The organism is Flavobacterium sp. U410, assembly GCF_053570605.1.
The window spans coordinates 23,583-46,536 of sequence record NZ_JBSEFI010000018.1 but is presented as its reverse complement, the minus strand read 5'-3'; the positions used below and the strand labels follow the sequence as shown (position 1 = coordinate 46,536).

Annotated in this window: 21 protein-coding genes and 1 riboswitch; of the genes, 12 read left to right on the top strand and 9 right to left on the bottom strand. The window is 34.0% G+C overall.

Annotated elements, in window-relative coordinates; genetic code table 11:
* Nucleotides 1–7: 7 nt before the first annotated feature.
* Both ACUSJC_RS12320 and ACUSJC_RS12315 read right to left on the bottom strand, forming a co-directional pair.
* Complete coding sequence (locus ACUSJC_RS12320) at nt 8–1,099, bottom strand: DUF5074 domain-containing protein (RefSeq protein ID WP_449269870.1); 1,092 nt, start codon at nt 1,097–1,099, stop codon at nt 8–10.
* Between the two features lie 4 nt (nt 1,100–1,103).
* Nucleotides 1,104–2,930 (bottom strand): TonB-dependent receptor plug domain-containing protein, encoded by a 1,827-nt coding sequence (locus ACUSJC_RS12315; protein ID WP_449269869.1) that lies wholly within the window; start codon nt 2,928–2,930, stop codon nt 1,104–1,106.
* A gap of 31 nt (nt 2,931–2,961) precedes the next feature.
* A riboswitch (cobalamin riboswitch) is annotated at nt 2,962–3,157 on the bottom strand.
* Between the two features lie 34 nt (nt 3,158–3,191).
* On the opposite strand from ACUSJC_RS12315, the gene ACUSJC_RS12310 reads away from it, so the two are divergent.
* The 6 genes from ACUSJC_RS12310 (at nt 3,192) to ACUSJC_RS12285 (ending at nt 9,705) form a co-directional block, all read left to right on the top strand.
* A complete protein-coding gene (locus ACUSJC_RS12310; RefSeq protein ID WP_449269868.1) occupies nt 3,192–4,019 on the top strand; it encodes a T9SS type A sorting domain-containing protein in 828 nt (275 codons plus the stop codon).
* Nucleotides 4,020–4,230: 211 nt separating this feature from the next.
* Nucleotides 4,231–5,391 carry an ABC transporter substrate-binding protein gene (locus ACUSJC_RS12305; RefSeq protein ID WP_449269867.1) on the top strand — a complete coding sequence of 387 codons (1,161 nt, stop codon included), beginning with the start codon at nt 4,231–4,233 and terminating at the stop codon, nt 5,389–5,391.
* Nucleotides 5,392–6,423 (top strand): iron chelate uptake ABC transporter family permease subunit, encoded by a 1,032-nt coding sequence (locus ACUSJC_RS12300; RefSeq protein WP_449269866.1) that lies wholly within the window; start codon nt 5,392–5,394, stop codon nt 6,421–6,423. It begins immediately after the preceding gene.
* Nucleotides 6,423–7,202: an ABC transporter ATP-binding protein gene (locus ACUSJC_RS12295; protein WP_449269865.1), complete on the top strand. Its 780-nt coding sequence runs from the start codon at nt 6,423–6,425 to the stop codon at nt 7,200–7,202. Before ACUSJC_RS12300 ends, ACUSJC_RS12295 begins: the two co-directional genes overlap by 1 nt.
* A gap of 46 nt (nt 7,203–7,248) precedes the next feature.
* On the top strand, nt 7,249–8,883 hold the full coding sequence (locus ACUSJC_RS12290; RefSeq protein ID WP_449269864.1) for a S8/S53 family peptidase: 1,635 nt from the start codon (nt 7,249–7,251) through the stop codon (nt 8,881–8,883).
* A gap of 63 nt (nt 8,884–8,946) precedes the next feature.
* Nucleotides 8,947–9,705, top strand: a complete 759-nt coding sequence (locus ACUSJC_RS12285; RefSeq protein ID WP_449269863.1) for a dienelactone hydrolase family protein — start codon at nt 8,947–8,949, stop codon at nt 9,703–9,705.
* Between the two features lie 33 nt (nt 9,706–9,738).
* Here ACUSJC_RS12285 and ACUSJC_RS12280 read toward each other — a convergent pair whose 3' ends face one another.
* Together ACUSJC_RS12280 and ACUSJC_RS12275 are read right to left on the bottom strand one after the other, a co-directional pair.
* A complete protein-coding gene (locus ACUSJC_RS12280; protein WP_449269862.1) occupies nt 9,739–10,395 on the bottom strand; it encodes a hypothetical protein in 657 nt (218 codons plus the stop codon).
* Between the two features lie 281 nt (nt 10,396–10,676).
* Entirely contained in the window at nt 10,677–11,246 is a 570-nt protein-coding gene (locus tag ACUSJC_RS12275) for a pseudouridine synthase (RefSeq protein ID WP_449269861.1), read from the bottom strand.
* Nucleotides 11,247–11,344: 98 nt separating this feature from the next.
* Here ACUSJC_RS12275 and rmuC point away from each other — a divergent pair, with 98 nt between their 5' ends.
* The 5 genes from rmuC (at nt 11,345) to ACUSJC_RS12250 (ending at nt 17,040) form a co-directional block, all read left to right on the top strand.
* Nucleotides 11,345–12,715 carry a DNA recombination protein RmuC gene (gene rmuC / locus ACUSJC_RS12270; protein ID WP_449269860.1) on the top strand — a complete coding sequence of 457 codons (1,371 nt, stop codon included), beginning with the start codon at nt 11,345–11,347 and terminating at the stop codon, nt 12,713–12,715.
* An 11-nt stretch (nt 12,716–12,726) separates the two neighbouring features.
* Nucleotides 12,727–13,119: a 6-phosphogluconate dehydrogenase gene (locus tag ACUSJC_RS12265; RefSeq protein ID WP_449269859.1), complete on the top strand. Its 393-nt coding sequence runs from the start codon at nt 12,727–12,729 to the stop codon at nt 13,117–13,119.
* A complete protein-coding gene (locus ACUSJC_RS12260; protein ID WP_449269858.1) occupies nt 13,106–13,672 on the top strand; it encodes an acyl-CoA thioesterase in 567 nt (188 codons plus the stop codon). Before ACUSJC_RS12265 ends, ACUSJC_RS12260 begins: the two co-directional genes overlap by 14 nt.
* A gap of 155 nt (nt 13,673–13,827) precedes the next feature.
* A complete protein-coding gene (locus tag ACUSJC_RS12255; protein WP_449269857.1) occupies nt 13,828–14,967 on the top strand; it encodes a hypothetical protein in 1,140 nt (379 codons plus the stop codon).
* A 27-nt stretch (nt 14,968–14,994) separates the two neighbouring features.
* A complete protein-coding gene (locus ACUSJC_RS12250) occupies nt 14,995–17,040 on the top strand; it encodes an FG-GAP-like repeat-containing protein (protein WP_449269856.1) in 2,046 nt (681 codons plus the stop codon).
* Between the two features lie 52 nt (nt 17,041–17,092).
* Here the strand turns inward: ACUSJC_RS12250 and carB are convergent, their stop codons facing one another.
* A complete protein-coding gene (gene carB / locus ACUSJC_RS12245) occupies nt 17,093–19,948 on the bottom strand; it encodes a carbamoyl-phosphate synthase large subunit (RefSeq protein ID WP_449269855.1) in 2,856 nt (951 codons plus the stop codon).
* A 120-nt stretch (nt 19,949–20,068) separates the two neighbouring features.
* Nucleotides 20,069–20,230: a 50S ribosomal protein L34 gene (gene rpmH, locus ACUSJC_RS12240; protein WP_026979292.1), complete on the bottom strand. Its 162-nt coding sequence runs from the start codon at nt 20,228–20,230 to the stop codon at nt 20,069–20,071.
* Nucleotides 20,231–20,399: 169 nt separating this feature from the next.
* Here rpmH and ACUSJC_RS12235 point away from each other — a divergent pair, with 169 nt between their 5' ends.
* Entirely contained in the window at nt 20,400–20,915 is a 516-nt protein-coding gene (locus ACUSJC_RS12235; RefSeq protein ID WP_449269854.1) for a DUF2892 domain-containing protein, read from the top strand.
* 38 nt (nt 20,916–20,953) lie between these two features.
* Here ACUSJC_RS12235 and ACUSJC_RS12230 read toward each other — a convergent pair whose 3' ends face one another.
* Genes ACUSJC_RS12230 through ACUSJC_RS12220 form a run of 3 tightly spaced genes read right to left on the bottom strand, consistent with a single transcriptional unit; the run spans nt 20,954 to nt 22,906 of the window.
* Nucleotides 20,954–21,319 carry a TSUP family transporter gene (locus ACUSJC_RS12230; RefSeq protein WP_449269853.1) on the bottom strand — a complete coding sequence of 122 codons (366 nt, stop codon included), beginning with the start codon at nt 21,317–21,319 and terminating at the stop codon, nt 20,954–20,956.
* Nucleotides 21,320–21,329: 10 nt separating this feature from the next.
* The gene (locus ACUSJC_RS12225; RefSeq protein WP_449269852.1) at nt 21,330–22,199 is read right to left on the bottom strand and encodes a lytic transglycosylase domain-containing protein; all 870 of its coding nucleotides are present in this window, start codon (nt 22,197–22,199) and stop codon (nt 21,330–21,332) included.
* Nucleotides 22,196–22,906, bottom strand: a complete 711-nt coding sequence (locus ACUSJC_RS12220) for an alpha/beta hydrolase (protein WP_449269851.1) — start codon at nt 22,904–22,906, stop codon at nt 22,196–22,198. Before ACUSJC_RS12220 ends, ACUSJC_RS12225 begins: the two co-directional genes overlap by 4 nt.
* Nucleotides 22,907–22,954: the final 48 nt, after the last annotated feature.

The following is a 22,954-nucleotide window of genomic DNA, read 5'->3' as shown; positions in this document are numbered from 1 at the left end:
AATGAAACTAGTTATTAAAGTAAAATCCATTTGGACTTACTCTAACTGTGTTATCGTATAATAAAGTTCCTGTTGTATTATAAACATAAATTGAACCGTTAGAATTATAATCAGCAGCATCACCAATATAGATTCTTCCGTTTTCTACAGCAAAACCGTAAATTCCATAAGCACCTTGAGCAGTTACAGACAATAATGCCGAAGTAGGCAATGTTGTGCTTGATGTCGCCATACTATAAACTGAAGCATCAACTGTATAATAAATAGTTTCGTTTTCAATATCTAAATTTGACGGATGTTCTCCTTCGACAAAGCTAATTGTTGAAACAGAGTTATCAGCTAAACTAACACTTACTAAAGCTCCGTTAGTATTATTACTTGAATCATACCAATCTTGAATTCCTCCGCACAAAACATATAAATTATCATTAGCTACAGCAAGAGAATTAGGCGCATCACCTACTGTAATAGTATCAATTACAGCATCAGTTGAAGAATCAATTACCACAACAGCATTGTTTCCAGTACTCCATCCACCTTCTAATGCTACATAAAGATTGCCGTTGTAAGCCACAATATTTTCTGGTCCTTCTCCAACAGGAATTGTAGTTTCAATAGCATACGTTGTTGTGTTAATTACTGCCACATAATCATCAGTAGCACTAGAACCGTCTCCCCAATTAGTTACATAAGCTTTATCATTGGCAAAAGCAATATATCGCGGATTCGACAAACCAGAATTGATAACTGCTACTTTTTCTAAAGTATATCTATCTATAATTTGAATAGCATTTGATCCGTTTAAAACCACAAAAGCCAAATCCTGATAAAAACCAATACTTTGACCTGTATTCCCCACACCTTCACCATTGACTTCGCCATAGGCATCTGCTTGAAAAAATGAAAAATCATCTGACAAGAAAGAAATAGTACTATTATCAGAACCATAATTTCCTTCATTCAGAATAAAAACTCCACCATCATAGGTTACAACAGGTTCTTCTGGCTGAGGTTGTTGATTATTATCGTCATCATTGCTACACGAAGCAAAGAATAAAGCTGCACACACAGCCAATAATGAAATCTTTTTAATATACATTTTATTAAAGTTTAAAATTGATACTCACATTATAATTTCGTCCGGGCATAGGACGCGATAAAACATTTTGGTAAAATTTATTTTCAAAATTTAACACCTGAAATAAAGCCGATATATTTTTTTGTTTCCCCAAACGATACTCAAAACCGGCATTGGAGATAAAATACCCTTCTAATTCATAAAAATTGTCACTTGAGGTAAATACTTTTCCGTTGTAAAGGCACTGGTAATACACAGAAACTCGTTTATAACCTAAATCGACCTGTCCGTTAGCTTTATGATAAGGTACATAGATCAGTTGTTTTTGAGTTTGTTTATTTTCAGAAATCGTATAGGCATAACTTCCATTTAATTTTAATTGAAATTCACCTAAACTCTTTTGCCATTCTAATCCTAATTCGGAACCATACGTAATTACTTTATCTGTATTTTCCGGAATCCAAACTCCACTGGCATTAGGAATCCAACGCAACATATCGGTAATGTCATAATAATAAGCTGTCCCTGTAATTCTAACTTTTGAAAAGGAAAAGATTTGAGTAATTTCACCTTGCAAAGAATACTCCGGTTTTAGATTAGGATTACCACTTCCCTGCCAATACAGATCGTTAAATGTTGGTACTCTGTAATTTTTAGAGCCATTAAATTTTAAGGTATACCAAGGCGCAACATTCCACTTCCCTCCTAACGAATACAACAATGGACTTTTGTAAATAGATGTATTTTCATATCGCAAACTTCCTTCGTACTGAAAAGTCGACGTCAACTGATGTTGAACCAACAAACTTCCGCCAGCAACTTCACGTTTGGCTTCGGTAATCCCTGAACCTCTTCCGTTGTTTGACGTATAATCTAAAATAAGATCCCAACGCCATTTAGTTGTAGGTTCAAAAATAATATCATACTTAACTAAAGCCGTTTCTACCGTTCCATTCGTAAAATTATCCGTAAAACGGTTTTCAAAATATTTATACTTCTCTGTTAGATAAGCGGTCTTTAACTGTGATGTGAATTTCCCCCATTTCATTTGCCATTCCAACATATTTCGGGTATTGAAATCGAGATATTTACTTTTAGCCGGCGACGAAACAGTCCCCGAAAAATAACGTTCTCCGTCAAAATAATGTGTGTATAACTTTAAGGTGTGCTTTTCATTTAATTGATAACCAAAAACAGTATTGAAGCTGTTATTTTGATAAAACCCATTTTCGTTTTTCTTGTTGTAACCAATGTAGTCGTAATCGTTCTTTGACTCATTTCGGCTAAAATGAACCGATGTTGAAAATTTTTCAGTCGAAAAAAGTCCTCCATAACGAATGCCGTAAGTGCTATAACTTCCATAATTTGCACTTAAACTATGTTTAGACTGTGGTTTAAAAGTCATTTCATTGTTCAAGTGAATACTTCCGCCTATTGCTCCGCTACCATAAGTTACACTTCCTCCGCCGGGTTTAATTGTCACATTATCAAAATCAGTTGCATTAACAGTATTAAAATCGGTTTGACCATTAAACTGCGAATTAATATTAATTCCGTTCCATACCACAGCCGTTTGTGAAGCGGAAGTTCCTCTAAAGGAAGGCGATGATACCATTCCTAAACCATTTTCCTTAAAATATATGGAAGAGTTGTATCGAAGTAAATCGGTTAGCGAACCTTTGCTTTGCGCAATAGCACTATCAGATAGCACCAATTGTTTCTGACTTCCGGAAAATTTCTTTAATTGGCGATCAGCCACTGTCACTTCATGCAATTGCACAATTGAATCTTGCTGTGCATACATGGCAAAACCAATAAAAAACGCTAAAAGAAATTGTATCTGCTTGTTCATTTTTTACAAAACTTTTATTCCCGAAAGTTTGTTATTCGTGTTGAACTAGGCAGGTCTCCTGGCTTGCGTCTTGTTATTAGCCTTCCCAAAAAATTAAAATTTTCAGTGGCAATGCAGAAAATAACAAGCTTTATAGCTTACAGTTGCGGGTACAGCCCAGGCATTACACCTGATTCCCTTTTAATGGAGTTCAAAATTGAACCCCAACCTTAATTCGGTTGCAAAAGTAAACTTATTTTTTTATTTTAGCAGAAAAAACAAGTGAGAAAATTTATACTCTTCATTTTTTTTGTATTTGAAGTTACTTATAGTCAAAATTTTATTCAGATTTCTACAAATGATATGAGCGCTTATGTATTAACGAATACAAGCGATCCTTTGAATCCTTACAATAACACAACATCAGATTCTGGATTGAATATAATTTTACAAAATCATAATATCAGTTCAATCACTAGTAATTTTCACCCCTTAGATAATACAATTTCATTCTTTGCTATCTATTCAGGAAATAATTTAATTTCTTTTATCAATGATTTAGAAAGTTACAATTCTTTTGTAACTAAGGTTTCTATTTGTCCTCAATTTGAAACATTTGGCGACATTTTATATTTTTCTCTAGTTGATTCTAATATAGGTATTCAAACCGGAACGGATAGTAATGGTGCTATTATTACCAATGACAGCGGTCTAAATACAATTTTTCAAAACCACAATGTCACTCATTTAGAATATCCTATCTTGCAGTGTACAAATTGTACTATTGCTGATTTAAAAAACGATTTATCAAATTACAACAATGTCATTAGTGGCTCTGAATACGTTTCTCTAGTATTTTTAAACGAACCTTCTTTTGAAAAAAATATACTAGAAATATATCCTAACCCTTTTAGTGATGCAATTTACTTATCTCATAATATTGAAGCAAAACTTATTAACTTATACTCGATAGATGGCAAATTAGTAAAAAGTTGTACTCGTTTAGAAGATCTGAATACTAACCTAAACAATTTGGAAAGCGGAATCTATAGTATTCAAATTATTGATTCTTCAGACCAGCAATTCAGAAAAAAGATAATTAAACTGTAATCATTTTTTACCACTCATTTTTTTAATTAGCCAAACAAAACCGACTACAAAATGTAGTATAATTACAGTAATGACTATATACATAAAGGCGTTGCTATCTCTCATTTTTTTAGGCTAATTTAAGTCGAAATCAGCAATAAAAATGTAGCATTTGTTACGCAAAATAGATTTTCTAAAAACAAAATTCTATTTTTGCTAAAAATTTCAACACATGTCCTTCGTTCAAAAAATCATCTTTTTTTTAAGCTTTATTTTCTTTTTTTCTCAATGTAAAAAACAAGAAAATCAACCTATTACAACTACAACAACTCCTGTACCTACACCTACCGAAAAAGAACTCATTTCTGATGCTGAAGGTTTATCTATCAAAGATTTCGGTTCATTTTATTGGGTTACTGTGGCCAATACTTTTCCGGAAGCCACAGAAGTATATCAATACATTTTACACAAAAAAAACACCACAATTCCCGACAGTTTAAGTCATTTTCCCAGCATTGAAATTCCTGTACAAAAGCTAATTGTTACTTCAACTACACATATCCCTTCTCTGGAAATGCTAGGCGAAGAAAATAAGTTAGTTGCTTTTCCGAACACCAATTATATTTCTTCTGAAAAAACCAGAAATTTAATTGATTCCGGAAAAATCAGAGAACTTGGTAGCAACCAAAGTCTAAACACAGAAGTCATTTTAGACCTACAGCCCGACTTGATTGTTGGTTTTAGTGTTGACGGTGACATGAAAACCTATAAAAATTTGGAACAAAATGGTCAAAAGATCATTCTAAACAGCGATTGGACCGAAAAAACACCTTTGGGAAAAGCCGAATGGATCAAATTTTTTGGTGTATTATTTGATAAAGCTGACGAAGCCAACACGATTTACAACAAAATTAAATCCGATTATAAAGAAGCTGTTGCCTTAGCTAGGAACACTAAATCTTTACCAACCGTTATGGCCGGAAGCATGTATGAAGATCAATGGTATTTACCGCAAGGCGGAAGTTGGGCTGCTTATTTCTTGAACGAAGCAAACAGTTATTATTTGTGGAAAGACACTGAGGGAACCGGAAGTTTAGCGCTATCTTTTGAAAGTGTTTTAGACAGAGCTAAAGATGCCGATTTTTGGATTGGTCCGGGGCAATTTACTTCTATTGAAGAGATCGTCAACAGCAACCCGAATTATACGTATTTCAAATCGGTTCGTTATAGAAAAGTGTATTCTTTCAGCTCTAAAAAAGGAACAACAGGCGGCGTTATTTATTATGAATTGGCTCCTAATCGTCCCGATTTAGTGGTGAAAGATTTGATTAAAATTCTCCATCCGGAAATTTTACCAAATCACGAATTGTATTTCTTTGAACATTTACAATAAATGCAAATCTCAAACCGACATAAAATCCTTTTTTCGCTCTTATTTTTAGGAACAATTCTCTTGTTTTTAATCAACATTAGCTTGGGTTCTGTACAAATTCCTTTGGGCGAAATCAGTAAAGGAATATTCGGTTTTCAAATGGAAAAAGATTCGTGGGAAATCATTCTGTTTCATTTTCGGTTGCCCAAAGCCATAACTGCTGTTTTAGTCGGTATCGGACTTTCCATTAGCGGTTTATTAATGCAAACCTTATTCAGAAATCCGTTAGCCGGACCTTATGTTTTAGGGCTGAGTTCAGGTGCTAGTTTAAGCGTTGCTTTTGTCATTTTAGGATCAGCTTTATTGCCCATTAGTATTGCTCCGTTTTTCCTTTCGGCTTATGGTTTAACTTTAGCATCCGGCTTGGGAAGTTTTTTAGTTTTAACTGCAGTTTTATTGGTCGCCAAAAGATTAAAAGACACCATGGCCATTTTAATCGTAGGATTGATGTTCAGCAGTTTCACCAGCGCAATGGTTTCGGTCTTAACCTATTTTTCAACTGCCGAACAATTACAAAAATATACCTTTTGGTCACTTGGAAGCATCAGCAATTTATCTTGGAACGAAGTAAGTTTATTGACCATTTTAATACTCACAGGCGTGTTGCTTAGTTTTAGTATTGCGAAACCATTAAATGCTTTACTTTTGGGTGAACGCTATGCAAAAAGTATTGGAATTCATTTCAAAAAAACGCGACTGATTGTCATTTTAGCCACTAGTATTCTGGCCGGAACCACAACTGCTTTAGTCGGTCCCATTGCTTTTATTGGATTAGCCGTTCCGCACATTGCAAAATTGCTTTTCAAAACGAGTAATCATTTGGTTTTAATCACCAGTACTCTTCTTTTGGGAAGCATGATGCTATTAATTTGTGACAGCATTGCTCAAGTTCCTAATAGTGATTTAACTTTGCCAATTAACGCTGTGACTTCTATTTTTGGAGCGCCCATTGTTGTTTGGTTATTAATCCGAAAACGAAAAATGCAGCTATAATGAGTTTATCCGTTTTACATACAGCTAATTTAACCATTGGTTACAGCAAAGGAAAACACCAAAACGTGATCCAAAAGGATATTTCTTTGGATTTACAAAAAGGAAAACTCATTGCATTGATCGGAAAAAACGGTATTGGAAAATCTACTTTTTTAAAAACCATCACGGGAATTATTGAACCACTTTCGGGAAGCATTTCATTAAACGGAAAAAAGCTATCCGATTATGACGCCAACGAATTAGCCCAAGAAATGAGTTTGGTTTTAACCGAAAGTCTTCCGCCGAGTAATTTATCGGTTTACGAGATCATTGCTTTGGGACGCCAACCCTATACCAATTGGTTAGGAACGCTTTCTGGCGAAGACAAACAAAAAATTGAAGAAGCCATTTCTTTAACCGGAATTGCTGCTTTTGCGCACAAAAAACATTACGAAATCAGTGACGGACAACTTCAAAAAGCAATGATTGCACGAGCTTTAGCACAAGATACGTCGATTATTATTTTGGACGAACCTACAACACATCTGGATTTAGTACATAAAGTGACCTTATTAAAATTATTGTCTAAACTGACTCATGAAACCGGAAAAACCATTTTATATTCTACACATGATTTGGATTTGGCTATTCAACTCGCTGACGAAATGATTGTTTTTACAGAAGATAAAATCTATCAAGACCAGCCTTGTAATCTAATTACTAAAGGTATTTTTAATCAGATTTTTAAAGACGAAAATATCTTTTTTGATGCAGAAAAAGGGAAGTTTATCATTATGTAAAAACAATACAATATTTTGATATATTTGTTCACTTAATTTTCTGTTTATGAAAAGATTACTACTTCTTTGTTTTATGTTATTTAGTTTACTTCTTGATGCTCAGGAAAAACAAAATAGTACAGCAGAATTTTTTATTCAAATAAACAAAGTTTTATTTGATGAAAGTTCATTTGAACAAATGATCAATAACTATCATGCAACTATTTCTCAAGGCATTCTTTTAACCGATGAACAATTTGATGATTTAAGTAAGAAAGCTCTTTTAGTCAGCGGTTCAGATCAATCGGTTCAAGAGTTAAAAAATATCTATAAAATTGCTATTCCTTTAAATTCACAGACTAATAGCGCTGATTTTCAGAAAAAAATGTTAGAGGTTTCAGGAATTAAATATTGTGAAGCTGTAAAAACAACGCCAATTTTGCCACCAACAGATATTGCTCCTACTACACCGGACTATTTTGGTCAACAAGGGTATATTCAAAGTAATCCGGGTGTAAACATGCAACATGCTTGGAATTTGGGATTTAACGGAAGCGGAATTTCAATGTACGATGTTGAGTATGGCATGAATGTAAATCATGAAGAATTTAATTCCGTTAACATCGCTATTGCTTCCGGAATGACTGTTGAACCTTCACTTACGCAAACGTATACTGAACACGGAACCGGAGTTCTAGGAATTGCCTACGCAGATCACGGAGCTTATGGCGTTTCCGGAATGGCTCATGGTTTAGACAGTGTTATTCTTTATCCGGAATACACCGTTGAAAACGGTTATAACAGAACTTATGCCGTTACTCAAGCCATTGCTAATGCTTCTATCGGTGACGTTATTATGTTTGAGATGCAAACGTATGGTGTGGGAACAGGATACAATTATGTTCCTGCTGAATTTGATACTCCGATCTGGAATTTAACCAAAGCAGCCACCGATGCCGGAATTGTAATTGTAGCTGCCGCAGGAAACGGAAACCAAAATTTGGATGCTTCGGGTTATGCTAGTTATATGGCTCTTGGTGACAGCGGTGCAATTATTGTAGGTGCCGGAACAGCAAATACCACGCATTCTAGAATTTACTATAGCACTTACGGAAGCCGCGTTAACCTTCAAGCTTGGGGAGAAAATGTATTAACCAGTGGTTATGACAGTAATTATGCTCCTTATAACTACAGCATGATTGGAGGCGATTTTAACCAAAGTTATAAAACGTTTACCGGAACTAGTTCGGCTACGCCAATAGTTGCTTCTTGTGCAGCCGTTTTACAATCGTACTACTATTTTCATACCGGAAATTATTTGACTAGCCAACAGATCAGAACTATTTTAATCGATACCGGAATTGCTCAAGGAGGAACAACCTCAGCTCATATTGGTCCAATTCCTAATATGCAAGCAGCTTTAACGTATCTTGACAGCACCTTACATTCGGAAACTTTTGCTTCTTCTTCATTGACTGTTTATCCGAATCCTGCAACTGATTTTATAACCATTGAAGATTTGAAAGGTGATTTTAATAACGGACAAATTGCAATTTTTAATTTTTTAGGGCAATTGGTTTACCAAAACAATATGACATCTAATACTTTAAAAATCAATCTTTCTGATTTACAAAGCGGTGCTTATTTTATCAAAATTACCAATCAAGAGAAAACGTTTTTAACTAAAATTATCAAAAAGTAGTTTCCATTTTTTCTAAGAGGATTCAGTATCTTTACGGTAACAAACCGATAATTCATTATAAAAATGAAAACACTGACCTCTTGTCTTATTTTATTCAGTTTCTTGGCTCAAGCCCAATTAAAAACTGTTTCTTATACTGATGGAAACCAAAAACTGGAAGGTTTCTTTTGCAAAGCGAAAAAAAGCAACCCTAAAAACATTGGCATTTTGATTCTTCCGGCTTGGATGGGAATTGATGATCATTCTAAAGAAGTTGCAGAAGATTTAGCGAAACTGGGGTATCATGCTTTTGTAGCAGACATTTATGGTGTGGACAAACGTCCAAAAAATACTTCGGAAGCTGGTCAAATAGCCGGTCATTTCAAAACTAATTATGAAGAATACCAAAAAAGGATTCAATTGGCTTTAGACCAATTAATTAAAAATGGCGCCAATAAAGACGAAATCGCTATAATTGGCTATTGTTTTGGCGGAACCGGAGCTTTAGAAACGGCTCGTGCCCATTTTAATGTAAAAGGTGTAGTTTCTTTCCACGGTGGATTAAGCAAAGATGCTTCACGACCAACTGAAAAAATCACTACCAAAGTTTTAGCGTTACACGGAGCCGATGATCCGTATGTCCCGCAAAAAGAAGTTTTAGCTTTTCAAGAGGAAATGAAAGCAGCAAAAGCCGATTGGCAAATGGTTTTCTATGCAAATGCCGTTCATGCTTTCACGCATAAAGATTTAGATACTGATAACAGCAAAGGTGCTGCTTACAACAAACTAGCTGACAAAAGAAGTTGGATTGCCATGAAAGATTTTTTCAATGAAATATTTTAACAAAAAATCCCTTTTGAAAAGGGATTTTTTTATTTAATTAATCAATTTAACACCAGTTTCTCCGTTTAATGTAAATTCAAATGTTCGCTCATGGCTTTCCCAATTGAGCGCAAATTTAGCATCGGTTTTTATTTTAACATTCAATACCAATTGAGGTATTGGATTGGTTTTTGTGCCTATATTAGTCACAAAAGTACTGTCTATAACTGCACTCCCATTAATTACCCAAGGAATATTGGCATCACATCTGGAAAAAGTAACATGAATATTAGGAATCCATTTCCCACCAAAATCAGGATTTACTGCTTTATAAGTTCCGGCTACTTTAAATTTAAGAGTATAACAGTTCACTCCGACAAAGTTGTCCAACATATAGGTGATTTCATCTGAAGCAAAATTTTCAGCTAACTCATAATTTTCCCAATTATTGTCTTTAACAGATAAAACTCTTGAAGTAGTTTCTTTTGTTGCAGCAGAAGCTTTTGAATCTTTTATAATATCCCATGCAAATTTTGCAACTTCTATAACCGTTTCAGCAGTTCCTCCTTTAGAAACCATTTCTTTTAAGTTATTACTTGACTGTCTTCTTGCTTTTTCTCCCAACTCTTCAATAGTACCTTCATTTAAGATTACCTGTTCTCCATTTACCAATACTTGTTCTCTGAATCTTTGCTCTTGTTCTTGTGGCATAATAATTTGTTTTTTTGTTATCTATCACACAAAGTAAGCCAAAGAAAAAATGCCATTTAAGGTAAATAAAACCCCATTTAAAAACCACGTATTTCTACTTGTTCTTGAAAATATATACAATTGATTTATTTTATCAAATTAAATTCATTTGATAAACTAGTATACTATAGTAGCAGTCATTCTAAGTTAATTTCAGATTCTACAAAAAATTAGATATTATGTTTTTAAATTTTGAAATGAATTCAAAATATTAACCATTCTTTTTGAAGCAGTTCTTCTATTTACAAATCAAAGGCAGTTACTTCTTTAACTTCTCCTGCGGAAATTCCGGCTAAAAGAGTATTTCCAATGCGAACACGAACCAAGCGCAACGTAGGAAAACCAACTGCCGCTGTCATTTTTCGGACTTGGCGAAATTTACCTTCGGTTACCGTTATCGAAACCCAACTCGTGGGTCCGTGACGTTCATCGCGAATTCTTCTGCCTTCACCAATAAAATCCGGTAATTCAATTATTCGTTTGGCTTGACAAGGCTTAGTCACATACCGAATACCTTTAAAACCAATTTCAACTCCTTTCTGTAATTGTTCGACAGCTTCATCCGTTATTAAACCGTCTACTTGCGCATAATATTCCTTTTCTACAGATTTTGCACGCACAATTTCACTCATCATTCCGTCAGTAGTTAACAGCAATAAACCTTCCGAATCTTCATCTAACCGACCAATAGCCATGGTTCCATCCGGAAAAGAAAACAATTCGCCCAATAAGCGTTTGTTTCGTTTCTTTTCGTAAATAAACTGACTTAAAAAACCATGCGGTTTGTGCAATAAAAAATGATGATGTTGCATGCGGAAATTTTCGCAAAAATACGTTTTTCAAATTATGTCGAAGAGAATTCTTAAATTGATTAATTTCCTTAAATTTACATTTGAAATTCAATTTTTATATGTCGCAAACAATTTTAGTACTCGCCGTTTTTATTTTAGCATTAGCTATCGGTTTTTACATTGGTAAATTACTTACCAAATCGCAATCACAATCCGCAACTTCCGGTTTAGAAGAACGCATTAATGGTTTGTTGAGCCAAATAGATCAATTGAAACAACAGTTTCAACAAGAAAAAAATCAGTTGGAAAAGAGTGTAGAAAATCTATCCATTGAAAAAGACAATCTTCAAAAAGAAAAAGAAAGTTTAGCGATTCATTTGGCTAAAAAAGAAAATGATTTCGATAATTTATTGGAACGAAATAAAGAACAAAAACAAGAATTAACGGAAGTTCAAGAGAAATTCACCAAAGAATTTGAGCTTTTGGCGAATAAAATATTGGAAGAAAAAACCAATAAATTCACGGAACAAAACAAAGAAAACATGAAAACAATCCTGAATCCACTTCAGGAAAAAATTCAGTTGTTTGAGAAAAAAGTGGAAGATACTCACAAAGAAAGTATTGACTATCATGCTGCACTTCGTCAGCAAATTTTAGGATTGAAGGAAATGAACGAGCAAATGAGCAAAGAAACCATTAACCTGACTAAAGCGTTAAAAGGCGACAGCAAAATGCAAGGAAATTGGGGTGAATTGGTTTTAGAGCGTGTTTTAGAAAAATCGGGCTTAGAAAAAGGGCGCGAATATGAAGTACAACAAAGTTTTACCACCGAAGACGGCAATCGTATTCAGCCCGATGTTATTGTGAATCTTCCGGATGGCAAGAAAATGGTAGTCGATTCTAAAGTTTCTTTAACAGCTTATGAACGCTTTGTAAATGAAGACGACGATACTTTAAAAGCCAACTTTTTAAAAGAACACGTTAACTCTATTAAGCGTCACGTAGAACAATTGGGCGACAAAAACTATCAAGATATTTACCACATGGAAAGTCCCGATTTTGTGTTATTGTTTATTCCTATCGAACCTGCTTTTGCCATTGCTCTACATGAAGATACCACACTTTACAACAAAGCTTTTGAAAAAAATATTGTAATTGTAACACCTTCTACCCTTTTGGCAACACTTCGAACTATTGATAGTATGTGGACCAACCAAAAGCAACAAGAAAATGCCATTGAAATTGCGCGTCAGGCCGGAGCTTTATATGACAAATTTGAAGGTTTCGTTCAAGATTTGATTAAAATCGGTAAAAAAATGGACGAAGCCAAAAGTGAATATGGCAATGCCATGAATAAACTAGTAGACGGAAAAGGAAACTTAGTGACTAGTGTGGAACGCTTGAAAAAAATGGGTGCCAAAGCTAAAAAAGCACTTCCTGAAAGTATTTTGAAAAGAGCAAATAATGATGAATCTTTATTAGAAAATTAATTCTGAGTCTTATGAATATTGTTAAAAAGATTGTGGTTTATGCCATCCTGCTCCTTTCCCTAATTTCTATCGGTTACATTGGTTTTGTGTATTATGTTCCGTATAGTGAAGGCGTTCGTTCTGGCGAATTGATTAAAATTAGTCATAAAGGATTTGCTATTAAAACATGGGAAGGAGAAATCAGTCAAGGAATTTCGGGTGCGCAAATTTTTAGTTTTTCTGTAGAAGGCAAACACGAAGATATTATTCAACAACTGAAAGATTACCAAGGAAATTATGTGAAAGTAGAATATATCGAACGCTATCGAACTTTTTTTTGGTGGGGAGATACGCGCTATTTTATCACCAAAGTTGAAAAAGAAAATTCTCCTCATTTTAACCAAAATTCTAATGATGAAAACTAGACCTGCTAATACCGTTGAAGCTTCAAGAGTAACACTTTCTGAATTGATGCTTCCTTCTCATAGTAATTTCAGTGGAAAAATTCACGGAGGTTATTTATTAAAATTGATGGATCAAATTGCTTTTGCTAGTGCTTCTAAATACTCAGGAAGTTATTGTGTAACAGCTTCTGTGGACACGGTAGATTTTTTAAATCCAATTGAAGTTGGCGAACTTATTACCTTAAAAGCATCTGTTAATTACGTTGGAAATACTTCGATGGTTGTGGGAATTCGCGTAGATGCCGAAAACATTCAAACCGGAAAAGTAAAACATTGCAATTCAAGCTATTTCACCATGGTCGCTAAAGACGAAGAAGGAAAAAGCATAAAAGTTCCTGCTTTAATTTTAAACAATTGGGTTGAAGTACGTCGCTTTTTTGATTCGTTGAGAAGAATCAATCACAAAAAAGAATACAAAAAATTAGAAGAAACCTACGATTATAAAAGCGAAGAAGCTCTAAAAAGACTTGACGGTTTAAATATTGAATTGAACTTTGATATCACTTTAAAATAATAAAGTATCTAATATTTTTAGTCTGAAATAATTTTATCAACACCAACAAAAGCCTACAAACACTACAATTTAGTATTAATACAATATTTTTTTAACCATAATCTTACATTAAAATAAAAAAAATGTTATTTTTGTTAGAAACAAACTAATCAAACATGACAAAAAAATACCTCTTTTTTATTTTAATTTTCTCGTTTTTTTTAGGATTTTACGCTTGTTCAGATGATAATGAGAGTAACAACGATGGAGATTATACACCTGTTCCTACTTCTCCTGTAACCGTTGACCTCACACAAGTTCCTTATGAAAAACTTTCCGATTATCACTTTTTTGAAGGAGATCTAAAAAATCAAAAGCCCTACTCAGGAGTTTTAGCCTATACTCCTGCCAGCACGTTATTTACTGATTATGCTCTTAAAAAGAGATTTGTATGGATGCCAAAAAACACTAAAGGATCTTATAATGGAGACGGAAATATATTAGAACTTCCTGTGGGAGCCGTACTTATTAAAACTTTTTATTATGATAATGTACAGCCTAACAATACCACTCAAATTATTGAAACCCGATTAATGATTCGAAAAGAAGATGGTTGGATTTTTGCTAATTATGTGTGGAATGATGAGCAAACTGAAGCCTTTTTTGATCTGGATGGCAGTGACATACCTATTAGTTGGCTCGATGAAAACAATACCTTAAAAAGTGCTAATTACAGAATCCCGAGTGAAGTGCAATGTATTACATGTCACAAGCACGAGGAAGAGGTTGATCATATTCTTATTACAACTCACACTCCTATTGGGATTAAACCTCAAAACTTGAATTTTAATTACGATTATTCCGGAGAAAATAAAAATCAGCTTTCGAAGTGGATAGAAGACGGCTATTTAGAAAATAATTTCAGTCTTCCATCTACAGAAAATACCGTTGTTGATTATCATGATTTATCACAACCGCTTGATCTAAGAGCTCGCTCTTACGTAGATATAAACTGTGCTCACTGTCATAGAGACGGAGGGCATTGTAATTACAGACCTATGCGTTATGCTTTCAACGAAACCTATAATAACAACAGAAATATGGGTGTATGCGTTGATACTCAGGATATGCAGGATTTTCCTCCGGCATTATCAAAAATCGTAACTCCGGGTAACATTGAACGATCTATGATGTACTACCGTTTAAATACGGAAGATGAAAGTTATAGAATGCCTTTACACGGAAGAACCATAATACACACAGAAGGTGTTGAATTAATTAGAGATTGGATTAATTCACTATCTTCTTGTCCATAAGACTAACCTATAAACACCCATAGCAACATGAAAAAAATTACGTTACAACTGCTTTCAATGTTTTTTATTGTTAGCAGTATCAAGGCACAAGACACTTGCCTAACAGCTGTTCCAATAACAACAGCAGGATTTTATACCATTACAGGTATCGACGGAACTCCTCCAACTCTTTTTTGTACTAGCAACGGAGCCATCACTAATGGAAATCCTCATGGAGAATGGTATGCTTACACCCCTTCTGATGATTATACCGTAATCGTTACTTCTTCCATTTCTGTAAACAACCCATTAATTGATACTCGTTTTCATGTATACACAGGAGATTGTAATAATTTAACCTGTTATTCGGGAGATGATGATAGTGGAAGTAATTTTTCTTCCATGGCTACATTTAATGTTACAGCCGGAGAAACCTACTATATAGCATGGGATAATAGATGGAGTAGCAATGGATTTACATTTCAGCTAATTGAAAACCCATTAATTACACCTCCGCCTGCTCCAATTTCATATTCAGACCAAACAATCAGTACTATAAATAGCACTTACAATCTATGTATTGTAGATATGAACGGAGATTACAAAGATGACATTGTAGGAGTTAGCGCTAATAATCTAAGAATTCATCATCAACTATCTTCTCCGGGAGTATTTAGTATTACTGATATACCTATTAGCGGTACAAGTAAAATGCCTTCTTGGAGTATGGCTGCCGGAGATTATAATAGAGACGGATACACTGATTTAGTACTTGGTAGCGGAGGCGGGCTAAGTGTTTGGACATCTAATAATACCGGAACAGCCTATTCAAACTTTTCTCCGACTGATTACATTTTTTGCCAAAGAACAAATTTTGCCGATTTAAATAATGACGGAAATCTTGACGTTTTTTCTTGTCATGATATTGATGCTAATGTTTATTATCTGAACGATGGCAACAATAATTTAATACATTATCAATGTGGTGTAACTCCCGGAGCTATGAATATCGGAACTATAACGGGTAATTATTCAACATTGTTTACCGATTTTGACAATGACGGCGATACTGACGTATTCATCTCTAAATGCTCTGGTCCCGCATGTGAATTACATAGAAATGACGGCAACGGAGTTTACACAAATATTTCAGCTATCGCAGGTATAAACATTACACCTATACAAACGTGGTCTTCAGCTATTGCAGATTATGATAATGATGGTGACATGGATATTATCATCACAGCCAGCGCTGGTCTACATCATTTTTTCAGAAATAATATTGATACTGGAAATACTACCTTCACCGAAATCACTTCTGGTTCCGGTTGGGACACAAATTCAAGTACCAATATTGACAATGTTGCTTATGATTTTGATAATGATGGATTTGTTGATGTATTAGGAGGCGGAAATAAAATTATGTTTAATAATGGTGGTAATGGTACCTTTTATCCCATCACTTATAGTAACATATCAATTGGTGCTATAGGAGATTTAAATAATGACGGTTTTTTAGATATTCAAAATGGTACTACAATTCATTATGCTGTTCCCAATGGAAACAACTGGATAAAAATAAACCTTGAAGGAGTGGCTAGTAACAAAAATGGTATTGGAGCTCGTGTCGAAATTTATGGAAGCTGGGGAAAACAGATCAGAGACATCAGAAGCGGTGAAGGTTTTAAATATATGAGTTCATTAAACGCTCACTTCGGTATTGGAACCGCTACTACAATTGATGAAGTTCATGTGATTTGGCCTTCCGGAACTATCGATGTAATTGAAAATCCTGAAATTAACCAACCTTTGATGGTTATTGAAGGTTCTAGCCCATTAAGTTTAGTCGGGATCAATGGAGAAAACCAGATTAAAGTCTACCCTAATCCGGCAGACAATATTATCAATATTTCAAATCTAGAATCTCTTGATGTTAAATCAATTAAAATTTACAATCAATTAGGACAAGTAGTCTTAAATAATGAATTACAACTTAACTCTATTAATGTCAGTAGTTTAGCGAAAGGTGTTTATATCTTGTCCATTGAAACTAAAGACAATAAAAAACATACCCAAAACTTTATCAAAAAGTAAAATAAAAAATAAGGAGCTTAAAAAAAGCTCCTTATTTTTTTATACAATCTAATTATTTTGTCAAGTACATTTTTCTTCTTGCATATAATTCATAGAATTGATCATCTTTTAAATCGTCTATGAATAAAATGCTTTCACCTGTTGATTTCATTTCAGGTCCTAAAGCTTTATTTACATTAGGAAACTTATTAAAAGAAAATACCGGTTGTTTAATTGCATATCCTTTTAATTGAGGATTAAAAGTAAAATCAGTTACTTTTTTCTCACCTAACATTACTTTAGTTGCATAGTTTACATAAGGTTCTCCATATGCTTTTGCAATAAACGGAACTGTACGAGAAGCTCTTGGATTGGCTTCAATGATATAAACCGTATCATCTTTAACCGCAAACTGAATATTGATAAGACCAACTGTTTTTAAAGCTACTGCTATTTTCTTCGTATGATCTTTAATTTGCTGCATTACAAACTCACCTAAGTTAAACGGTGGCAAAGTTGCATTACTATCTCCAGAGTGAACTCCACAAGGTTCAATGTGTTCCATAATTCCGATGATATACACATTTCCATCAGCATCACAAATAGCATCTGCTTCTGCTTCAATTGCTCCATCTAAATAATGATCTAATAACAATTTATTATTTGGAATGTGTTTCAATATCTCAATCACATGTTGTTCCAATTCTTTCTTGTTGATCACAATCTTCATTCCTTGACCACCCAATACATAAGAAGGACGTACTAAAAGTGGAAAATCTAACGTATCGGCTAATTTAGTAGCTTCTTCTGCATTTTCAGCCACACCAAATTTAGGGAATGGAATATTTAACTCTGTTAATAATTCAGAGAATCTTCCTCTGTCTTCCGCTAAATCTAAGGCCTCAAAACTAGTTCCAATGATTTTGATTCCGTATTTTGACAATTTTTCAGCTAATTTTAATGCCGTTTGCCCACCTAACTGAACGATTACTCCTTCTGGTTTTTCATGCTGAATGATATCATAAATATGTTCCCAAAATACCGGTTCAAAATACAATTTATCCGCCGTATCAAAATCAGTAGAAACTGTTTCCGGATTACAGTTAATCATGATAGTTTCATAACCACACTCTTTAGCAGCTAAAACTCCGTGAACACATGAGTAGTCAAATTCAATCCCTTGCCCGATTCGGTTTGGTCCTGAACCTAAAACCACCACTTTTTTCTTATCCGTTACAGTACTTTCATTAGACACATAGCGCTTTCCATCTGCAGTTTCAATTTCAGCTTCAAAAGTAGAGTAATAATAAGGTGTTTGTGCTTTAAATTCAGCGGCACAAGTATCAACCAATTTGAAAACTCTATTTATTTTTTGTTCTTCTCGTAATTTGTGAACATCACTTTCCAAACATCCCATCATGTGAGCAATTTGTCTATCAGCAAAACCTTTTTGTTTTGCTTCTAATAACAATTCTTTTGGTAAGTCTGCTACTGTATAGTTGGAAATCTCTTTTTCTAAATGATATAGTTCCTCATATTGTTTTAAGAACCACATATCTATTTTAGTAATTTCATGAATACGGCTCAAAGGAATCCCGATTGAAATAGCATCATAAATCACAAACACTCTATCCCAACTCGCATACGTTAGTTTTTCAATGATTTGCTCGTAATTTTTATATCCTTTTCCATCAGCTCCCAAACCATTTCTCTTAATCTCCAAAGATTGAGTCGCTTTGTGTAATGCTTCCTGGAACGAACGTCCGATTCCCATTACTTCACCTACTGATTTCATTTGCAATCCTAAAGTTCTATCAGAACCTTCAAATTTATCAAAGTTCCAACGAGGAATTTTAACGATTACATAGTCTAATGTAGGTTCAAATAAGGCTGAAGTTGACTTGGTAATTTGATTTTGTAATTCGTCCAAATTATAGCCTAAAGCTAATTTTGATGCAATTTTAGCAATTGGATAACCCGTTGCTTTTGATGCTAAAGCTGATGAACGCGATACACGAGGATTAATTTCGATAGCTACGATGTCTTCTTTTTCATCCGGAGAAACCGCAAACTGCACATTACAACCTCCTGCAAAATTTCCGATGCTACGCATCATTTTGATGGCCATATCACGCATTCTTTGAAAAGTAGTATCTGACAATGTCATAGCCGGAGCCACAGTAATACTATCTCCTGTATGAATTCCCATTGGATCCATATTTTCAATAGTACAGATAATAACTACATTATCATTTTTATCACGCAATAACTCTAATTCGTATTCTTTCCAACCTAATAAAGCTTTATCGATTAAAACTTCGTGAATTGGAGATGCTTCTAAACCACGAGTTAATAAGGTATCGAAATCTTCTTCTTTATGAACAAAAGCAGCTCCGGTTCCACCTAAAGTAAAAGATGGACGGATTACTAATGGAAAACCAAATTCCTGAGCAATTTCTTTCCCTTTTAAGAACGAGTTTGCTGTTTTTGCCGGTGCAACAGGAATATCAATTTCTGCTAAAAGTTGTTTAAATTTATCCCTATCTTCGGTAATTTGGATAGCATTGATATCTACACCAATAATTTTTACTCCGAAATCTTCCCAAATTCCTTTTTCATCGGCTTCGATACATAAGTTCAAAGCGGTTTGCCCTCCCATTGTAGGCAAAACAGCATCAATTTGCGGATGGGCTTTTAAAATTTCTACAATTGATTTTGTCGTTAAGGGTTTCAAATATACATGATCTGCCATTTTAGGGTCTGTCATGATAGTTGCCGGATTAGAATTGATTAAGATAACCTCTAATCCTTCTTCTTTTAACGAACGTGCAGACTGTGAACCAGAGTAATCAAATTCACAAGCTTGTCCAATAATTATAGGTCCTGAACCTATAATTAAAACCGATTTAATAGAACTGTCTTTTGGCATTATAAAGTTGTTGTGTTATTAGTAGTCAAACAATTAGCTTAAAAACTCTTATAAAATTATAAAAAAAAGGTGTTACTCAAAAGAAGTAACACCTTTATATTATTGCTTGGTAAAAGAACATTATTTTTTGTGTCTAGGTTCGCTAGAAACAGTTAATTTGTGTCTTCCTTTAGCTCTTCTACGAGCAAGCACTTTTCTTCCGTTAGCAGAAGCCATTCTTTCCATGAAACCGTGCTTGTTTCTTCTTTTTCTTTTTGATGGTTGAAATGTTCTCTTACTCATTGCTTGTATCTTTAAATTCTATAATTAAAATCGAAACTCTTAAATAAGCGGTTCTCCTTTTTGGAAAACCGAGTGCAAATATACAAAGACTTTTTTCAATAGCAAGTACTTTTTTAAAAATATTTTTAATTGATTTTATTACCTTTGCAACTCACAAAAAAATACGAGTATGTTTAACAAAAATATTAAATTAATCATTGCCGGACTAATTATTGCTTTTGGAATTTACCAATTTTTCGAAAACAATATAGGAAATGGAATATTTTTAATCCTTTTATCGTCTCTTCCTATCTTTTTATATTTTAAAAATGAACTTATTTTAATGGCTTTCTTAAAATTGCGTAAACAAGATATGGAAGGTGCAAAAGCTTGGTTAGACAAAATTAAAAATCCGGAAACTGCATTGGTTCAAAAACAACAAGGATACTATAATTACCTAAACGGGATTATGGTTTCTCAAACCAATTTAACTTTGGCTGAGAAATACTTTAAAAAAGCAATTGAGTTAGGTTTATCAATGGATCAAGATTTGGCTTTAGCCAAATTACAATTAGCCGGAATTGCCATGACTAAAAGACGTAAAATGGAAGCTACTAATTTATTGAATGAAGCTAAAAAATTAGACAAGCACAATATGCTGAAAGATCAAATTAAGATGATGCAACAGCAAATGAAAAAGATTTAATAAAAAATCCCCTGAAAGAAAATATTCAGGGGATTTTTTTATTTCGTTAAAATCATTTTTCCGGCAATAATCAGAAGTACTACTCCAAAAACTTTCCGCAATACTTTTTCATCCAACCCTATAGCAATTTTACTTCCTAGAAGTCCTCCTAATATAAAAAACACTGAAATAATTATTGCGTAACGCCAATCTACAAAACCTTGTTTATTATAATTTACAACAGCCAACAAGGTTACAGGCGGCAATAATGCTGCTAAACTTGTGCCTTGTGCTTGTTGCTGCGAAAATCCTAAAAGAAGCAACAAGGGAACAATAATTATTCCTCCTCCAATTCCTATTAAACCACTTAAAATTCCGGCTGCAAGACCAATACAGATTAAAAAAAGCGCTATTTGTAACGTCATTTTATTCATTTTAGTATCCGCCTGTTGGGATTACTATATCGTACACTTTTTTAGATTTATTAGGCAAGCTTTTATCGCGAAGCCAAGGGTTGTGTAATTTTAAAATTTTATAATTGATCCCTTGAGTTTTAGCAAAACCCGCCAAATCGTTAATTGTACTATCTACCTGAATCGTTTTAAACGGAACTTCCTGATACAATGCTTCTTGCGGAATAGCAAAACCATATTTTGCTGAATTTTGCATGATTTCCTTTAAAGCCAAAATACGAAATACATATCGAGAGGTTTCTTCCGGAAGCAATAAGTCGTAAAAAGTCTCTACTTGCTGTTCGCCTAATCTTCTAGACATTCCTCCCATTCCACCATTATAAGAAGCTGCTGCTAATGTCCAACTTCCGAATTTGGCGTAAGCATCTTTTAAATAAGCACAAGCCGCTTCGGTTGATTTTACCAAATCGTATCTTTCGTCAATATAATCGTTTACTTCCATTCCTTTTTCTTTGGCTGTTGCAGGCATAAATTGCCAAACACCTCTTGCTCCTGCAGGCGAAACAGCATTAACCAAACTACTTTCAATAACCGCTAAATACTTAAAATCATCAGGCACACCATTTTTCTTTAAAATAGGCTCAATGATAGGAAATACTTTATTAGCTCTTTTGATCACCAAAGTCGTATTGGTATGATAATTCATGTTGGTCACCATTTCACGATCTAAGCGTTCCTGTACATCTGCCATTTTATAAGGCACATTTTCTCCTGCAAAATTCATTTGCTTCGGATAATCTACATATACTTGTTCTTTTACTGCTGTAGCTGTTGCATAAATAAACAAACTACCGACTAAAACAACTCCTAAAATAACACCAATCTTTTTCATATCGCTTGTTTTTCTATTTTCTCTTCTAAAATTAATTGCGGTAAATTTTGGTTTAACCACATGAATTTATTTAAAATCATTATATGAGTTCCTCCTTTTACAACTATACAATTCGAAATATATTGTATAGGAAACACTTCATCTTTATCACCATGAACATGAATAATTTCATCATCCGGCAAAGTTCGCGACCAAGTTACAATTTTTTCAATAGACCAATCCAAATAATACTTATCACGAACACTCAAAAATTTTTCATAAAGCTTAATCCTTTTTGCCACAACATTACTTCCATAAGCATATTTGACTAAATTTTCTATATTGGTCAACAAACTAGTAGGCAGCAATTTATATGCCAATGTTTTTTTAGCAAAACGCATTCTCCTTGGTAATTCTTTATTGGTTTTTACACTCGAAACAATAATAACTTTGGACACATTTAAAAATTGTTTCATCTCCTGAACTAAAATCCCTCCGAAAGAAACCCCAACCAAAACGGCTTGATCGTGCACTACTTTTTCACTCATTCGTCTGGCATATTGTTCTAAAGATTCATCTTTTAGCGGTATCATCCATTCTAAATAAAAAAGTTCAAACTGATCTTCCGGCAGTTTAATATTTTCAAAAATAGCCGGACTAGCGGCTAATCCGGGCATCAAATAAACAGGAATTTTAGTCATTGCTTCGAAAACGATTGAATATAACATTATAAAATTACCATTTATTTTTGCTTTTCTTCTTTTTTTTATATTGAT

Coding starts and splice junctions, on each gene's coding strand:
- ACUSJC_RS12320 (WP_449269870.1), bottom strand. CDS start 1,099: ATGTATATTAAAAAGATTTCATTATTGGCTGTGTGTGCAGCTTTATTC.
- ACUSJC_RS12315 (WP_449269869.1), bottom strand. CDS start 2,930: ATGAACAAGCAGATACAATTTCTTTTAGCGTTTTTTATTGGTTTTGCC.
- ACUSJC_RS12305 (WP_449269867.1), top strand. CDS start 4,231: ATGTCCTTCGTTCAAAAAATCATCTTTTTTTTAAGCTTTATTTTCTTT.
- ACUSJC_RS12300 (WP_449269866.1), top strand. CDS start 5,392: ATGCAAATCTCAAACCGACATAAAATCCTTTTTTCGCTCTTATTTTTA.
- ACUSJC_RS12295 (WP_449269865.1), top strand. CDS start 6,423: ATGAGTTTATCCGTTTTACATACAGCTAATTTAACCATTGGTTACAGC.
- ACUSJC_RS12290 (WP_449269864.1), top strand. CDS start 7,249: ATGAAAAGATTACTACTTCTTTGTTTTATGTTATTTAGTTTACTTCTT.
- ACUSJC_RS12285 (WP_449269863.1), top strand. CDS start 8,947: ATGAAAACACTGACCTCTTGTCTTATTTTATTCAGTTTCTTGGCTCAA.
- ACUSJC_RS12280 (WP_449269862.1), bottom strand. CDS start 10,395: ATGCCACAAGAACAAGAGCAAAGATTCAGAGAACAAGTATTGGTAAAT.
- ACUSJC_RS12275 (WP_449269861.1), bottom strand. CDS start 11,246: ATGCAACATCATCATTTTTTATTGCACAAACCGCATGGTTTTTTAAGT.
- rmuC (WP_449269860.1), top strand. CDS start 11,345: ATGTCGCAAACAATTTTAGTACTCGCCGTTTTTATTTTAGCATTAGCT.
- ACUSJC_RS12265 (WP_449269859.1), top strand. CDS start 12,727: ATGAATATTGTTAAAAAGATTGTGGTTTATGCCATCCTGCTCCTTTCC.
- ACUSJC_RS12260 (WP_449269858.1), top strand. CDS start 13,106: ATGATGAAAACTAGACCTGCTAATACCGTTGAAGCTTCAAGAGTAACA.
- ACUSJC_RS12255 (WP_449269857.1), top strand. CDS start 13,828: ATGACAAAAAAATACCTCTTTTTTATTTTAATTTTCTCGTTTTTTTTA.
- ACUSJC_RS12250 (WP_449269856.1), top strand. CDS start 14,995: ATGAAAAAAATTACGTTACAACTGCTTTCAATGTTTTTTATTGTTAGC.
- carB (WP_449269855.1), bottom strand. CDS start 19,948: ATGCCAAAAGACAGTTCTATTAAATCGGTTTTAATTATAGGTTCAGGA.
- rpmH (WP_026979292.1), bottom strand. CDS start 20,230: ATGAGTAAGAGAACATTTCAACCATCAAAAAGAAAAAGAAGAAACAAG.
- ACUSJC_RS12235 (WP_449269854.1), top strand. CDS start 20,400: ATGTTTAACAAAAATATTAAATTAATCATTGCCGGACTAATTATTGCT.
- ACUSJC_RS12230 (WP_449269853.1), bottom strand. CDS start 21,319: ATGACGTTACAAATAGCGCTTTTTTTAATCTGTATTGGTCTTGCAGCC.
- ACUSJC_RS12225 (WP_449269852.1), bottom strand. CDS start 22,199: ATGAAAAAGATTGGTGTTATTTTAGGAGTTGTTTTAGTCGGTAGTTTG.
- ACUSJC_RS12220 (WP_449269851.1), bottom strand. CDS start 22,906: ATGTTATATTCAATCGTTTTCGAAGCAATGACTAAAATTCCTGTTTAT.